The sequence below is a fragment of the Saccharomonospora piscinae genome, assembly GCF_005862235.1.
Classification (GTDB): Bacteria; Actinomycetota; Actinomycetes; order Mycobacteriales; family Pseudonocardiaceae; genus Saccharomonospora; species Saccharomonospora piscinae.
This window is the reverse complement of the sequence record NZ_VCEK01000001.1, coordinates 599912-613444: the sequence shown is the minus strand read 5'-3', so window position 1 is coordinate 613444 and position 13533 is coordinate 599912. Positions and strand designations below refer to the sequence as shown.

General features: G+C 71.3%; 19 protein-coding genes. 3 read left to right on the top strand and 16 right to left on the bottom strand.

From position 1 onward, the window contains the following. Positions 1 to 57: 57 nt before the first annotated feature. The 4 genes from FFT09_RS02960 to FFT09_RS02945 all read right to left on the bottom strand — a co-directional run bounded on the left by FFT09_RS02960 (position 58) and on the right by FFT09_RS02945 (position 3025). Positions 58 to 519 (bottom strand): MaoC family dehydratase, encoded by a 462-nt coding sequence (locus FFT09_RS02960; protein ID WP_138381752.1) that lies wholly within the window; start codon positions 517 to 519, stop codon positions 58 to 60. Continuing rightward, positions 516 to 1277, bottom strand: a complete 762-nt coding sequence (gene fabG, locus FFT09_RS02955; RefSeq protein ID WP_138381751.1) for a 3-oxoacyl-ACP reductase FabG — start codon at positions 1275 to 1277, stop codon at positions 516 to 518. The genes FFT09_RS02960 and fabG overlap by 4 nt, the downstream gene beginning before the upstream one ends. Before the next feature lie 58 nt (positions 1278 to 1335). Continuing rightward, a complete protein-coding gene (locus FFT09_RS02950) occupies positions 1336 to 2034 on the bottom strand; it encodes a DUF998 domain-containing protein (protein WP_081190628.1) in 699 nt (232 codons plus the stop codon). A 76-nt stretch (positions 2035 to 2110) separates the two neighbouring features. Beyond that, complete coding sequence (locus FFT09_RS02945; RefSeq protein ID WP_081190627.1) at positions 2111 to 3025, bottom strand: alpha/beta hydrolase; 915 nt, start codon at positions 3023 to 3025, stop codon at positions 2111 to 2113. Between the two features lie 114 nt (positions 3026 to 3139). On the opposite strand from FFT09_RS02945, the gene FFT09_RS02940 reads away from it, so the two are divergent. Continuing rightward, a complete protein-coding gene (locus FFT09_RS02940) occupies positions 3140 to 3556 on the top strand; it encodes a MarR family winged helix-turn-helix transcriptional regulator (RefSeq protein ID WP_081190626.1) in 417 nt (138 codons plus the stop codon). Positions 3557 to 3618: 62 nt separating this feature from the next. On the opposite strand, the gene FFT09_RS02935 is transcribed toward FFT09_RS02940, so the two are convergent. Continuing rightward, complete coding sequence (locus tag FFT09_RS02935) at positions 3619 to 4740, bottom strand: J domain-containing protein (protein ID WP_244231193.1); 1122 nt, start codon at positions 4738 to 4740, stop codon at positions 3619 to 3621. A gap of 296 nt (positions 4741 to 5036) precedes the next feature. Here FFT09_RS02935 and FFT09_RS02930 point away from each other — a divergent pair, with 296 nt between their 5' ends. Beyond that, complete coding sequence (locus tag FFT09_RS02930) at positions 5037 to 5810, top strand: mechanosensitive ion channel family protein (RefSeq protein ID WP_138381749.1); 774 nt, start codon at positions 5037 to 5039, stop codon at positions 5808 to 5810. A gap of 56 nt (positions 5811 to 5866) precedes the next feature. Here FFT09_RS02930 and FFT09_RS02925 read toward each other — a convergent pair whose 3' ends face one another. Genes FFT09_RS02925 through FFT09_RS22840 form a run of 11 tightly spaced genes read right to left on the bottom strand, consistent with a single transcriptional unit; the run spans position 5867 to position 11649 of the window. Further along, positions 5867 to 6232 (bottom strand): DUF6401 family natural product biosynthesis protein, encoded by a 366-nt coding sequence (locus FFT09_RS02925; RefSeq protein WP_081190624.1) that lies wholly within the window; start codon positions 6230 to 6232, stop codon positions 5867 to 5869. 21 nt (positions 6233 to 6253) lie between these two features. Then, complete coding sequence (locus FFT09_RS02920) at positions 6254 to 6568, bottom strand: gas vesicle protein K (RefSeq protein ID WP_081190623.1); 315 nt, start codon at positions 6566 to 6568, stop codon at positions 6254 to 6256. After that, positions 6565 to 6831, bottom strand: coding sequence for a gas vesicle protein (locus FFT09_RS02915; protein WP_081190622.1), 267 nt, complete (start codon positions 6829 to 6831; stop codon positions 6565 to 6567). The genes FFT09_RS02920 and FFT09_RS02915 overlap by 4 nt, the downstream gene beginning before the upstream one ends. Beyond that, complete coding sequence (locus FFT09_RS02910; RefSeq protein WP_138381748.1) at positions 6828 to 7649, bottom strand: GvpL/GvpF family gas vesicle protein; 822 nt, start codon at positions 7647 to 7649, stop codon at positions 6828 to 6830. Before FFT09_RS02910 ends, FFT09_RS02915 begins: the two co-directional genes overlap by 4 nt. Beyond that, positions 7642 to 8055, bottom strand: coding sequence for a gas vesicle protein (locus FFT09_RS02905; protein ID WP_138381747.1), 414 nt, complete (start codon positions 8053 to 8055; stop codon positions 7642 to 7644). The genes FFT09_RS02910 and FFT09_RS02905 overlap by 8 nt, the downstream gene beginning before the upstream one ends. Positions 8056 to 8087: 32 nt before the next feature. Then, positions 8088 to 8360: a gas vesicle protein GvpO gene (gene gvpO, locus FFT09_RS02900; protein WP_024874170.1), complete on the bottom strand. Its 273-nt coding sequence runs from the start codon at positions 8358 to 8360 to the stop codon at positions 8088 to 8090. A 7-nt stretch (positions 8361 to 8367) separates the two neighbouring features. Continuing rightward, on the bottom strand, positions 8368 to 8619 hold the full coding sequence (locus tag FFT09_RS02895; protein WP_024874169.1) for a gas vesicle protein GvpG: 252 nt from the start codon (positions 8617 to 8619) through the stop codon (positions 8368 to 8370). 16 nt (positions 8620 to 8635) lie between these two features. Next, entirely contained in the window at positions 8636 to 9460 is an 825-nt protein-coding gene (locus tag FFT09_RS02890; protein WP_081190619.1) for a GvpL/GvpF family gas vesicle protein, read from the bottom strand. Beyond that, complete coding sequence (gene gvpJ, locus FFT09_RS02885; RefSeq protein WP_024874167.1) at positions 9461 to 9829, bottom strand: gas vesicle protein GvpJ; 369 nt, start codon at positions 9827 to 9829, stop codon at positions 9461 to 9463. Then, positions 9826 to 10977 carry an SRPBCC family protein gene (locus FFT09_RS02880; protein WP_167305325.1) on the bottom strand — a complete coding sequence of 384 codons (1152 nt, stop codon included), beginning with the start codon at positions 10975 to 10977 and terminating at the stop codon, positions 9826 to 9828. The genes gvpJ and FFT09_RS02880 overlap by 4 nt, the downstream gene beginning before the upstream one ends. Before the next feature lie 3 nt (positions 10978 to 10980). Next, entirely contained in the window at positions 10981 to 11649 is a 669-nt protein-coding gene (locus tag FFT09_RS22840; protein ID WP_167305324.1) for a hypothetical protein, read from the bottom strand. 266 nt (positions 11650 to 11915) lie between these two features. Between FFT09_RS22840 and FFT09_RS02875 the strand changes: the two genes are divergently transcribed. Beyond that, entirely contained in the window at positions 11916 to 13529 is a 1614-nt protein-coding gene (locus FFT09_RS02875; RefSeq protein ID WP_138382031.1) for a serine/threonine-protein kinase, read from the top strand. The last annotated feature ends 4 nt before the right edge of the window (positions 13530 to 13533 follow it).

Here is a 13533-nt window from a genome sequence, read left to right as displayed (position 1 = left end):
ACCGACCAGTCGGTATGTCCGAGGGCGGCACCGCGCGCGTCCTTGCCGTCGTCGTTCCTAGGGCACCAGCAGTGCGACGGTCTCGGCGACGCACGCGGGTTTGGCCTGCCCCTCGATCTCCAGCGTCCAGCGCACGACGGCCTGCGCGCCCTGAGCCGTCTCGGTGACCGACACGAGGTCGGCGCTCGCCCTGATCCGCGAGCCGACGGTCACCGCCTGCGGGAACCGCACCTTGTTCAGCCCGTAGTTGATGCCCATGCGCAGGCCCTCGACGCGGTAGATCTCGGCGCCCAGCTGCGGGATCAGTGACAGGGTGAGGTAGCCGTGGGCGACCGGCGCACCGAACGGTCCCTGCCGCGCGCGCTCCACGTCCACGTGGATCCACTGGTGATCACCCGTGGCGTCGGCGAAGAGGTTTACCTGCTCCTGGGTGATGGTGTGCCACTCGCCGGTGCCCAGCGGCTCACCCACGGCACCGGCGAACGCGCCGAGGTCGGGAAAGACACGCACCCCGCTCATGCCCTCGGCCCGCCGGCGACGTAGATGACCTGCCCCGACACGAACGACGCGTCCTCGCTCACGAGAAACGACACGACGCCCGCGATGTCGGCGGGCCTGCCGACCCTGCGTACCGGGATCTCGGCGGCGGCGGCCTTCTTGAAGTCCTCGAACGGCACTCCCACCCGCTCCGCCGTCGCGGCGGTCATGTCGGTCTCGATGAAGCCCGGCGCGATGGCGTTGGCGGTGACGCCGAACTTGCCCAGCTCGATGGCCAGTGTCTTGGTGAAGCCCTGCAGTCCCGCCTTGGCGGTCGCGTAGTTGGCCTGGCCCCGGTTGCCCAGCGCGGACGTGCTGGAGAGGTTGACGATGCGGCCCCACTGCTGCTGGGTCATGTGCTGCTGGGCGGCGCGGCTCATCAGGAACGAGCCTCGCAGGTGCACGGTCATGACGGAGTCCCAGTCGGACTCGCTCATCTTGAACAGCATGTTGTCGCGCGTGATGCCGGCGTTGTTGACGAGCACGGTCGGCGGCCCGAGTTCGTCGGCCACAGTGGCGACGGCGGCGTTCACGGAGTCGGCGTCACCGACGTCCACGCCCACGCCCATCGCGCGGCCCCCGTCCGCGGTGATGGCGTCGGCTCCGGCCTTGACGGCGGCCTCGTCGAGATCGGCCAGAGCGACGGCGAAGCCGTCGGACGCGAGCCGCCGGGCGACGGCCGCGCCGATACCACGGCCCGCGCCGGTGACGATGGCGACCCGGGAAGGAGACTCGGTCACTGCAATCCTCCTGCGTTCTGCGGGAACACCCGCACCTCCTCGTTGAGTAAGCGTGCGCTTAGCACGGTACCAGGGGATCGGCCTCGGAGGAGGTGAGATCGTCCACGCGCAGGAGCCCGGGCAGCAGCGATCCGATCGCCAGGACCTCCGTCGCGGCCAGCAGCCGTTCCACGAGCCCCAGCGGGATCGACCGCCACCAGGGTTCACCGCCGAACAGCATCACCACGACCGCGCCCGCCACGATCCCGAGCCAGGCCAGTGAAGCCAGTGCGAGCAGGCGCGCGGTGCGCCGCGGCCGGGCGGCGGTGGGGTAGACCGCACCGGCCGCCGACCACACGGCCAGCGGCAGACTCGCGAACGCGACCACGCTCGCGTACCGGTGAATCGTGCCCGCGAGGCTCGGCCCGACCGACCAGTCCGTCTTCGGGAACACGACGACCGCGACGAGCCCGGCCACCCACAACGCGGCGAACACCGTGGCCGCCGAGACGGGACGGACCAGAGCGCGCCCCACCATCGTCGCGAACGCGCAGGCCGAGCCGAGTGCGACCAGCACGACGGCCGTGTGGAACAGCCACCGGTCCGGGCCGTACACGTACTCGCTGATCGTGTCGCGCACCGGATCGACCCCGGCACTGGAGGGCAGCACGTGGAGCACACCCAGCACGGCGGCGCCGGTCACCAGTGCGGCCAGCCCCGCCAGCGCCGGGACAGACACCGCGCGTCCCGGCCGGGCGGCGGGAACGCTCTCGGTCATGGGGCCACTCCTCGCCGCGAACCACGAGGCACACACGCTAGTGCTGTGACCGCATGGGTTCACCGGGTTGGACGATTTACAGGTTGTTCGAGTAGAAGTTGACGAGCCGGTCGACAGCGTCGTCGACATACTCGGGCTCGTCGTACATCTCGTAGTGGCCAGCACCGTCGATCACCATGAGGTCGACCGGGTTGGGTGCCAGCTTCCACAGCTGCATGCCGGACTCGTAGGAGCCGGTGTTGCCGATGCGTCCGGCGAGGATGACCTGCAGCGGCTGGGTCATGAGCTGATCGACCAGATGATAGGCGTCGTAGCCCAGCAGCATCGAGTCGCCGCGCGAGAGGCGGCGGTTCGTGGAGTGTTCGTTCCTGCCCCGCTCGGTGCGGTAGTAGGTGATTGCCTGGGTCGTGTCGATATCGGTCAGCCCGACTGCTTCGGCTTCCTCCAGGGTGTCGGGCAGCCAGTTCACGCGGGTCAGCTCGCCGGAGCGGGTCTCTTCGATGCGCGCGTCGGCCATGGTGTCGAGTGCCACTGATGCGCCGTCCGGCTGGAAGCTGCGGAACGAGGTGCCCATGTTGCTGGGGACGACCGTGCCGACCGCCTTGATGCGGTGGTCCGTGCGGGCGGTGTGCACTGCGTAGCCTCCGCCGGCGCAGATGCCGAGGACGCCGACGCGCTCGGGGTCGATGCCGGGGATCGTGCTGAGCGCGTCGATCGCGTAGGAGATGTCCTCACCGCGGCGGTAGGGGTCTTCGAGGTCGCGGGGTTCTCCGCCGCTCTGACCTTGATGGGCGGGGTCGAACACGAGCGCCGCGATGCCGCGGGCGGCGAGGCGGGATGCGTAGTTCGCGCCGATCTGCTCCTTCACGCTGCTGCCGGGCGTGGAGAGCACCACGGTGCGCAGCGGCGCCGCGTCGTCGATGCTGTCGGGCAGGTAGAGGTCGGCCGCGAGATCGATCGGCCCACGCGGGATCGTGAGGTGCTGAAGCATCTGATGGCGCCTTCCGCGTCGGTGTTTGTTCCATAGTCGTCCAGTACGAAGAACTTCTGATACATTATCGAACTAATTCAGAACTGTATCACCTGGATGGACGGAGGGACTCGCGTGGCGGTTGACGGGGCACAGCTGTGGACGCTGAACCAGCGTCTGCTGAGCGTCGTGCTGGAAACCTGCAGCGTCGAACTGGCCGAGCTTGGGCTGGAGACGAAGGAGTTCTTCGTGCTGGCCGAGGTGGCCGCGTCGCCGTACCCTGCCGAACTCGCGGCGGCGCTGATGATCCCGAAAGCCAGCGTGACGGTCTACGTCCGCAACCTCGTCGCAAAGGGGTTCATACGGCGCGAGATCGACGACGAGGACCTGCGGCGGCATCGGCTCCTACTGACTGCCCAGGGCGAGGCGGCGCGGGACCGCGCGCTCTCAGCGCTCGCGGCGGAGTTCGACCGCAGGCTGGCGCGGATTACCCCGAGGGACCGCACCGAGCTGCAGCGCATCCTTCTGGAGATGCTCAAGTCCCCGGACTGAGGCCATGATGACGAGCGGGTTCCGGCGCCCGTACTGCCCCGCCACACGACCTGCAGGCGGTGTCACGCCGACGGTGCGGGGGAGTGGCCGACCACCTGGCCGAGCACCGTGCGGAACACGTGGCGGTCCACTGTCACGGGCTCGTCGGCCAGCCAGTCGCCGACCTGCCGCACGAACTGCTCCGGCGTCATCGGCGGGGAGTCGCCGTGGAACCGTCCGCCGGTGGTCAGCTCGCCCGAGCGGCTCGGGTAGAGCACCAGCGCTGCCCGGATCTCCACGTCGGGCAACAGCGCGCGGAAGGCTTCCAGGCTCTCCGCCAGTCTGGTGCCGCCGCCCCGGAAGCGGCGGCCGTTGCGGGTGAGCGTGCCGTCGGGGTCCGTGTCGTAGTGGCCCGGCAGCCAGGATTTCGACTCCACGAGCACCAGCCTGCTTCCGCACAGCACCGCGTGGTCCACGTCGGCGAACACCGAGCCGGGCCAGGCCAGGCCGTGGAACACGCGGACCCCCGGCAGCCGCCGGAGGTAGCGTTCGACAAGATCGGCCGTCAGCCGCTCGGCCACCTGGTCGGGCTCCGTGCCCGGAGAGCCGAACACCACGCGCTCGCCGAACTCGCCGCGAAACGCGCGGACCGTGCGCAGCGACTCCAGATGCCGCCGCACGAGCAGGACCGCGGCGGCCACGGCCGAGACGACCAGCAGCAGCCACACGGCCGTCAGCCACACCGAGAAGGCGAACGGCACCACGAGCGGCAGCGGCAGCAGCAGCGTTCCGGTCGCGGCCGCCGCCACCGTCGCGTGCCCCGGCGAGCCGGGATGCGCGTAGTGCACCCGGGACACGCCGTCCATCAGCCTCCACCACGGCAGGCTCGTCACGTCGACGACCGGTGCCGGGGGAACGAAGTCGGGGTCCTCGCCGAACCGGCGTGGCGTCGCCCAGCGCCTCGATCGCGTCTCGGCCGCGACCGCCCGGGACGGGCGGCGTCCCCGGCGGTCGTAGGTCGCGCGCCGGGCCGGGTCGGACAGCGTGTCGTAGGCCTGCCGCAGTAACTGGAATTCCGCGGCCGATCCGCCCGCGTCCGGGTGTGCGGTACGGACCAGTGCCCGGTAGGCCGACTTGATCTCGGTCGACGTGGCGTCACTCGCCACACCCAGCACCGCGTAGTAGTCGTCGCTGTCGTGGGCCACGTTCACCTCCGCTCGCGCGCACACATCATGGCGTGTCGCCGCGATGCGGTGACAACGACCTGTGGATGTTCGGTCACGCATCGTGTGCTATTGGTGGTCGGTTCGGGTGGTTCCGGCCGGTTGTTCACCCTTTCAGGGCGTACAGCGCCCCGAAAGGGTGGGTGCGGAGCGCGAGTGTCCCGCCGCGCAGCGGGTAGTCCAGCGCACAGCCGAACGGTGTGGCCCGGCGTCGAGACCGACCCAGTCCGTGCGCGGAGGTGAAGACCAGCCGGCCCACGGAAAGGATGTGAACCCCGATGAACATCACCGAATCGTTCAACGACGCGCTGCGGTCGGTCATCACCTTCCTGCCGAAGTTCGCCGCGTTCCTCGTCATCCTCCTCATCGGATGGCTGGTGGCGAAGGGGCTGCGCAAGCTCGTCGACATCGTCCTGGAGCGGCTGAACTTCGACCGCGCGGTGGAGCGCGGCGGCATCAAGCGCGCACTGGAACGGTCCAAGTACGACGCGAGCAGTCTCGTCGCGGCCATCGTGTACTACGCCGTGTTGCTGATCGCGTTGCAGATCGCCTTCGGGGTGTTCGGGCCGAACCCGGTGAGCGACATGCTCGCAGGCATCGTGGCGTGGCTGCCGAGGGCGATCGTGGCCATCGTGATCGTCGTCGTGGCCGCCGCCATCGCCAGCGCCGTCAAGGACATCATCCGCGGCGCGCTGGGCGGACTCAGCTACGGTCCGGTGCTGGCCACGGTCGCGCAGGTGTTCATCATCGGGCTCGGGGTGATCGCCGCGCTGAACCAGATCGGGGTGGCCACCACGGTCACCACCCCGGTTCTGATCACCGTGCTCGCGACGGTGGGGCTGGTACTGGCGATCGGGGTCGGCGGTGGCCTGATGCGGCCCATGCAGCAGCGCTGGGAGCGGTGGCTGGACCGGGCCGAGGAGGAGATGCCGCACGCGAAGGCCCAGGCCGAGGCCTACCAGCGCGGCCACGAGGACGTGACCCGGGCACAGACCGAACCGATCCAGACCCCCGAGGACCAGACCCGTACCACGCAGCCGCCCCGCGGCTGATAGCTGCGGTGGCGGCGCCGAGCCCAGGTGGCGGGCGACGCGCCCGGGCCGCGGGTTCAGGTCGGCAGCAGCGGGTCCAGGCCGGGGCGGTCGTCGGCGAACGGGGCGTCGGCGAGCGCGCACACGGCGAGCAGGCGTAGCACGATCCACGAGTCGGGTTCCGGCCCCTGCTCCGGGGCACACCCGCGCTCGGCCGCCGCGTCCAGCGCGCCCTGCGCGTACGCCGCGAGTTCCACCAGCCCGGCGCGACCACCGTCGGCTTCCAGGATGTCCCGCACCGCGGCCGCGTGCTGGTCGACGTCGGCGAGCAGGCCCGGTCCCAACCCGGCCGTGCTCAGTCCCGCCGAGGCGAGCCGCGCGGCGAGCGCGTCGAGATCACGCCGGGCGTAGGCGGCCTGCCGTGCGCCTGACAACCAACCCATGGCGCGACAGCATACGAAAGCTCACTCGTCGGCCAGCAGCGGGCCCAGCGGCCCGAGATCGATGTTCAGGTCCTCCGGTTCGAGCCCGAAGTGCTCGCGCAGTTCCTCCATGCGCTCCTCCAGCCGCATGAGGGTCAGACCAATGCGTTCGACCTGCTCGTCGCTCAGGTCACCGGAATCGACGCGGCGCAGTGCCTGCCGTTCCATGAGCTGGCGGAGCAGCTCGACGATGGTCAGGACCAGGCTCGCGAGGCCGTGCTCGACCGATTCGGGATCGCTGTCGATGCGCTCCGCGAGCGGGTTGCGGTGTTCCGGCTCACCGGTGCTGTCACTCACGGCCTGCCTCCCTGCTCCAGGGTGCTCACGGAGGTGATGAGTGCCCGCAACGAGACGTGGACCAGATCGACGTCCGCGATGGCCAGCGTGACCTCACCGGAGAGCACGACCCCTCCCGCGAGCACGCGGTCGAGCAGGTCCACCAGCGCGATCCGGCGCTCGGGCGCGGCGGTCGCCGCCGGCTCGCCCAGCGGGCTCGCGCCCGCGCCGAGCAACGTCTCCGCCGGGTCCGCTCGCCGCGCCTCGGGTTCCGTCACGGTCATTCCGCCAGCCCCACGGAGGCGAACGAGTACGGAGGCCACGGGCCGGTCAGCTCCACCCGGACGCTCTCGTGCTCGGCGTCGAGCGCGCGGACCAGCTCGGCGAACTCGCGCGCGCGGTCGTCGTCGACCAGGTAGGCACCGTTGAGCACGTTGCGGGCGCGCTCGCCCGAGAGCTTGGGATCCTGTGGTGGATGGCGGCGGTGCGCCACCGCGGTCGCGGCCAGTGTGCCGTGCAGGCGCTCGGCGTGCTCGGCCGCGACCCGCTCGCCCGTCTCCCTCGCCGACAGCGCCGCCTTGCGTTTGCGCAGGTAGGCCGCTCCCGCGCCACCGGGTCCGGTCGCCGTGGCCGCGGGTTCCTCCCCGCCGGTGTGCCGCCCGGGCTCGGTGTAGACCTTGACGCCCCATTCCGTGCGCCCGCTCAGCGCGTCCAGGGTCGTGGCGAACTCGCGGTCCCGTTCGGCGACCAGCGCCCGCACCCGGTCCTCGTCGTAGCACACGGTGGCCAGCCGCAGCGGAACCGCGGCGTCGGCCGCCCCGGACACGGCGGCCACCACCGCGTCGTGGGCGCGCGCGGTGGCCGCGAGCCAGTCGAGGTCCTCCAGGTTGCGGTGCAGGGCGGCCTCGCCGAACTCCGCCAGTGCGACGGTGGAGACCACAGCCGACACCGTCCGCCCGGACTCCGGGAGGGGCACCGAGACGATGCGCACGGCACCGTCGGCGACCCCGCGCGCCTCCGCGACGGCGCCGGGGTCGAGTCCGCGTGCCACCGCGTACAGCCACAGACCGCGACCCGTAGCGGCGGCGCCGACCTCAGCCATCCCGGTCCTCCCGCACCGGTTCCGCCTCGATCACCTCGTCGGTGGCCGCGCCGTGCGCCTGTCCGGCAGAGCCTGCTTCCAGGGCCTCCACGCGCCGCCGCAGTTCCCGGTTCTCGCGTTCCAGCTCGTGCTGGCGCTCGCCGTCCGCGCTACGGCCGGTGAGCCAGGGGTCGTTCTCCCACCAGTTGATGCCGACTTCCTTCGCCGTCTCCAGCGAGGCGACCACCAGCCGCAGCTTGATCGTCAGCAGCTCGATGTCCAGCAGGTTCACCTGGATGTCCCCGGCGATCACGAGCCCCTTGTCGAGCACCCGTTCGAGGATGTCGCCGAGGTTGGCGGGCTGGTGGCTCGCCGCCGAGCCGGTCGACGAGGTCAGGGCCGAACCCGGCCGTCCCGCGCTGGTCATGTACGCCTCCCGTCACGTTCCGGCCTCACGTGTCACCCCTCGGTGCGGCCCCGCGCGTAGCGACGGGTCCTGCGGTACGACACCAGGTCACCGTTCACCTCCATGTCGACCTCGTAGAGGCCGAGAATGTTCGCCGTCGACGGCACCCGGCTCTCCTCCACGACCTCCACCTCCGCGAGCCAGCCCTCCTCGGTGGGCGCCACGGAGGTCACGCCGAGCGGCTGCCGCCGGGTGAGCCGCTCGACGTGGTCCAGCGCGCGTTCGGCCGCCTGCGCCGCGGTCACCTCGCCGAGGTCCTCGGTCATCGCCGCCTCAGCTCCCTTCGGCGGGCGGGGCCGGGTCACTGCCGGTAAGCCTGCTCAGCGCGCGCTGCTGGATCTCGGCCTCCTCCTCGGCCGAGATCTCGCCCGCCGCCCTGGCCTCCTCGGCGGCCTCCAGCTCCCGCCGCACGGACGCCGGGTCGTAGAGCTCCTTGTCGACCTGCTCGCGGATCACGTCGGCCAGGGACACCACGCCCCGCACCGGGGCCAGCGGCAGTCCCAGGATCATCGTCACCAGTCCCACCTCGGCACCGTCCTTCCTACCCGCCCTGCCGGGCGGTGAGTACGAAGTCGTAGGCCGCGAGCGGGCCGAGCAACCGCAGGTCCACCCGCTCGCCCCAGCGTCCGGCCAGGTCGTCGACGAGGTTTTCGAGGTCGGCCTGGGCGCCCGTGTCGGCGAGGCAGGCGACGTAGACGGCGTCGCGTTCATGGGTCGGTTCCCGTTCGGCCACGGTGAGGCCGAGCTCCTCCAGCGCCGCCACGGTTGTGCGCGTGTCCTGCTCGCGCTTGGCCGTGATGGTGTTCGCGATGAGTTCGCCGAGTGCGATGCGCTCGTTGCGGGTGGCCTCTTCGGGCTTGTCCTGGATCGCGTCCCGCAGGCGGCTGGCCTCGTCGTTCTCCGACAGGATCTCGGCGAGCACGGCCCGCTCGTCGTAGCGGCCCTTGACGACGTACTCGGCCTTGCCCTCCAGTTCAGTGAGTGCCGCCGCGAACTCGTCGTGGTGCTCGGCGAGCAACTCGGCCGACACGGCGTCGGTGTCGGTCAGCACCGCACCGAACCGCAGCGGCAGCACCGGGACCTCGGCCGCGGTGGCGTCGAGGATCTCCGCGTGGGTGCGCAGGTCCTCGGGCGTGCCCAGCGGGCGGTCGATCGTCAGGTCGCTGACCAGCGCGGCGACGTCCCCGTGGCGCACCACGGTGATCTCGCCGGGCGGGTCGCCGAGGCCGCGCACCTCCGGGTCGGTCTCGACGTCGGCGGGCACGATGCCGTAGACGTACGCCCCTCGGGTGCGCCGCGACTCACCGTGGTCCTCGTTGCCCTCGTCGTGTTCGCGCCGGTCGGTGGTCGTCGCCGTCCCCGCCATTCAGGCCCTCCTCTCGGTCTCGGCCTCGGTCTCACCGAAGACGTCGCGCAGCTTGTCGCCCGCCGCGTCGAGGGCGCCCTTGGTCTTGGACTTGGCCGCGCCGGACGTCATGCCCTCCACCAGCTCGGGCAGCCCCTGCTTCTGGTCGTCGCCGATCTGGAGCCTGCTGGTGGCCTCCGCGAACCGCAGGTAGGTGTCCACACTGGCCACCACGATCCGGGCGTCGATGGTCAACAGTTCGATCCCGACCAGCGACACCCGCACGTAGGCGTCGATCACCAGTCCCTTGTCCAGGATCGTGTCGATGACGTCGGCGAGTCCCGACGGCGAGGGACCGCCCCCGCCGCCCGCTGGTTGTACAGAGGTCACGCACGTCCTCCTCGTCCCCGGCGTCCGCCGCCCCGCCGGGCGGGGGTCTCGCGGTCGTCGCCGCTGTCGTCCTGCTCGGTCTCGTCGCGGTCCTGGTCCTCGTCGTCCTCTTCGTCCTCGGATTCCTCGGAGTCGTCGGAGTCGTCGTACTCCTCGTCCTCGTAGTCCTCGCCGTCTCCCTCGCCCTCGTCGTAGTCGTCGTCCCGCTCGTCCTCGTCCTCGGAGCCGCCGGATTCGCGGGGCGGTCGCGCGTCGCTGCCGTCGTCCACCACCTCTTCGTCGTGGATGGTGCCGCGCCAGCCCTCCAGTTCCTCGGGATGCAGGAGCGTCTTCGTCATCACGTGCCTGCGGAAGTGCTTCAGCTCCAGGCGGGCGCGGCGGCCCTGGGCGCGCCACAGATTGCCGGTCTGCTCGAAGAACCCCTGCGGGTGGTACTCCAGTACCAGCAGAATGCGGGTGAGGTTCGGTCCCAGCTCGTGGAACGTCACCGCGCCGTCGACGTAGCCCTTCTCGCCCTTCGAGCGCCACACGATGTGCTGGTCGGGAACCTGATCGGTGATCGTCGAATCCCAGGACCGGTGCGACCAGAGCACCTGCGCCTTCCACGACAGCTTTTCGTCGGACTCCTGCTCGACGTTCTCGACCTTCTTCATGAAGGTCGGGAAGTCGGTGAAGCGCGTCCACTGGTCGTAGGCCACATCCACCGGCACGCCGACGTCGATCGCCTCGACGATGTTGGTGAGCTTGAGCCCGCCGCCCTTCTTGCCCGATCCTCCGCCGCCGAACGCGCTCTTGACCTTCTCCTTGACCTTGGACGCGCCCGTGCTCAGCGCGGCGCGGACCGGGGTCTGGCCCTCCGCGAGCTTCTTCGCTCCGGTGAGTGCCGTGCCGAGACCCCCGCCACCGTCACCGTCACCGCCACCGCCGTCGGCGTAGTCCGTGAGCCGCTGGGCCGACCGGCTCACCGTGCCGGCCACCGACGAGGCCGCGCGATTGGCCAACGTGCCCGCCAGCGTGCCCAGCGCGTCGGTCAGTGCGCCGCCGGGTGCGGCGGAACCGGCCTTCTTCGCGGTTTTGCCCGCTGTGTCGCCTGCCTTGCCCGCCGTGTCCGCGGCCTTACCCGCGGTCCTGCCTGCTGCCCTGGTCACAGCTCACCTCCCTGCCCTGCGGACGGGGGAGCGCCCGGCCGCCGACCGCGCTCGGGTCCGGGGGCGCTCCTGCTCCCCGGCATCGCTGTCACTCTCGGCCTCGTCGGACTGCTCCTCGCGGGACCGGGACGGCGCCGACCGTTTCGCCGGGCGGCGCGAGCCCGCCGTGGCGCGGCGGCCGCGGCGCTCGCCCTCTTCGGCGCCGCTGTCGCTGTCACCGCCGGAGTCGTCGCCGCGCCGCGATGACGACCGGCGCGCGGGCCGCTCCCGGGTGGCCGGACGCTTCCGTTCCGGTTCCCGCTGCTCGGAATCCTGCTGTTCCGGTTCCTCGCGACCGGATTCCCGCTGCTCCGCTTCCTCGCCGTCGTCGGCACCCTCGGACGGGCCCTCCTGGAGTCGCCTGCTCAGCGACTCGACCCGGGAGGTGGCCGCCCTCGTCGCCGCGGCCTTGGCCGCCCCCGCGAGTTCACCGCGCACGCTGTCAGTGATCTGACCGAAGTCCGCGGTCTCGGACAGCTTCTTGAACCCGTCCTTCACCAGGCTTTGCGGGCTGGATCCGACCTTGCCCGTCGCTCCCGCCGCCGCGATCATCAGCGCCAGGCGCATTTTCTTGGTGCGTCCCAGGAGATACCCGGCAACGACGGCGACGGCGGTCTGCGCACCGCGTTTCATGAATGTCTCCTCGGGCCGGAGTCACGGACCCAGGATTGATACCCCGTTCGAGTGAAAGGAAAACGCAGCTCTTGCGTCGGCCGGACAAATGATCCATAAGGCCCACGGGCTTGCCGGACCTGGCCGGGCGCTGTGATCGTGACGCTCTAGTCTGTCCCGGGCAAGGAGGTGGGTCCGAGGTGAGTGACGGCAGTGACGGCAGTGACGGCGACGGAACGCTGATCGCGGGGCGCTACCGGCTGGACAGCCGGGTCGGCAGCGGCGCGATGGGGGTGGTCTGGCGTGCCGTGGATGTCCGGCTCGACCGGACCGTCGCGGTCAAGCAACTGCTGCTCCCACCGGGACTCAACGACACCGAGACGGAGAAGGCGCGGCAGCGCGCGTTTCGCGAGGGCCGGATCGCGGCCCGGTTGCAGCACCCGAACGCGATCTCGGTTTACAACGTCGCGGACCACGAGGGGCACCCGGTGCTCGTCATGGAGTACCTGCCGTCCCGGAGCCTGTCCGACGTGCTCGGAGAACGCGGCACGCTGCCGCCCCAGGACGTCGCGCGCTTCGGCGCGCAGGTGGCCGCGGCACTCACCGCCGCGCACGAGGCCGGTGTGATCCACCGGGACGTCAAACCCGGCAACGTGCTGCTCGCGGACGACGGCACCGCCAAGATCACCGACTTCGGCATCTCCCGTGCCGCGGGCGACATCACCGTGACGAGCACCGGCCTGCTGGCCGGCACGCCCGCGTTCCTCTCGCCCGAGACGGCGCGGGGCGCCGAGCCGGGGCCCGCGGCCGACGTCTTCTCGCTCGGGGCGACCCTCTACGCGGCCGTGGAGGGCAGGCCGCCCTTCGAGAACCCGGGCAACGAGATCGCCATGCTGCACCTCGTCGCGTCCGGCAAGGTCATCCCACCCCGGCAGGCGGGTGTGCTCGACGGCCCGCTCCGGGCCATGCTGCATCCCGAACCCCACGCCCGGCCCGCGATGGCCGACGTGGAGAGCTCCCTGCACGCGGTCGCGGAAGGAAGGCCGGTCGAGCCACCGACCCTCCCGGCCACTCCCGCCAGGCCCGCCACGCGAGTGGATCTCCAGCCCGCCGCCGTCGCTGCCGTGCCGGCCCCGTCGTCACCACCGGGCGCCGCGCCGGGACCACCGGCCGCCCACACCACCCAGCACGCGCCGCACCCGCCGTCGGGCCAGCCTGCGGCTCCGGCGGAAAGCCGGGGCGGCTGGTCTCGGGCGCGCGTGGTCACCACAGCACTGGCCGTGCTCGCCGCGGCCGCCGTGGGCATCCTCGTGGCCGAGCTGCTCGTCAGCGGGTCCGGCGAGGACGACTCCGCCGGGGCGAGCCCGCCCGCCACCGGGGCCTCCGCGGTCACCACGGCGGCAGGGGAGTCGCAGGGCGACTCGGCGGCTTCGCAGACCACGACTTCCGCGCAATCCCCGCCCAGCTCACCGTCGGCCGAGTCACAGACCGCGAGCCCGCAGGAGCTCGAACAGGCGGTCGCCGACTACTACGCGCTGCTGCCGGGCGACGTCGACCAGGCGTGGGAGCGCCTCGGGCCGGGCCTGCGTGAGCAGGGCAAGGACTCCTACCGGGGCTTCTGGTCGGGCGTGGACCAGATCGTGATCAGTGGCGGGCCGAACGCCGTCGGGGAGAACACGGTCGAGGTGACGCTCGACTTCCTCATGCCGGACGGCGACGTCATCCGCGAGGTCCACCGCCTCGGCACCCTTGCCCGGGACGGACAGGTGCTGATCGACACCGACGAGACGGTCTCGATCGTCGATCTGGGCGCCGCCGACAGCGGCGGCAGCGGTGACGGGGAGGACGACGGGGACAACGACGGTGACGAGGACGGGGACGGGGACGGGGACGACGGCTGAGCGT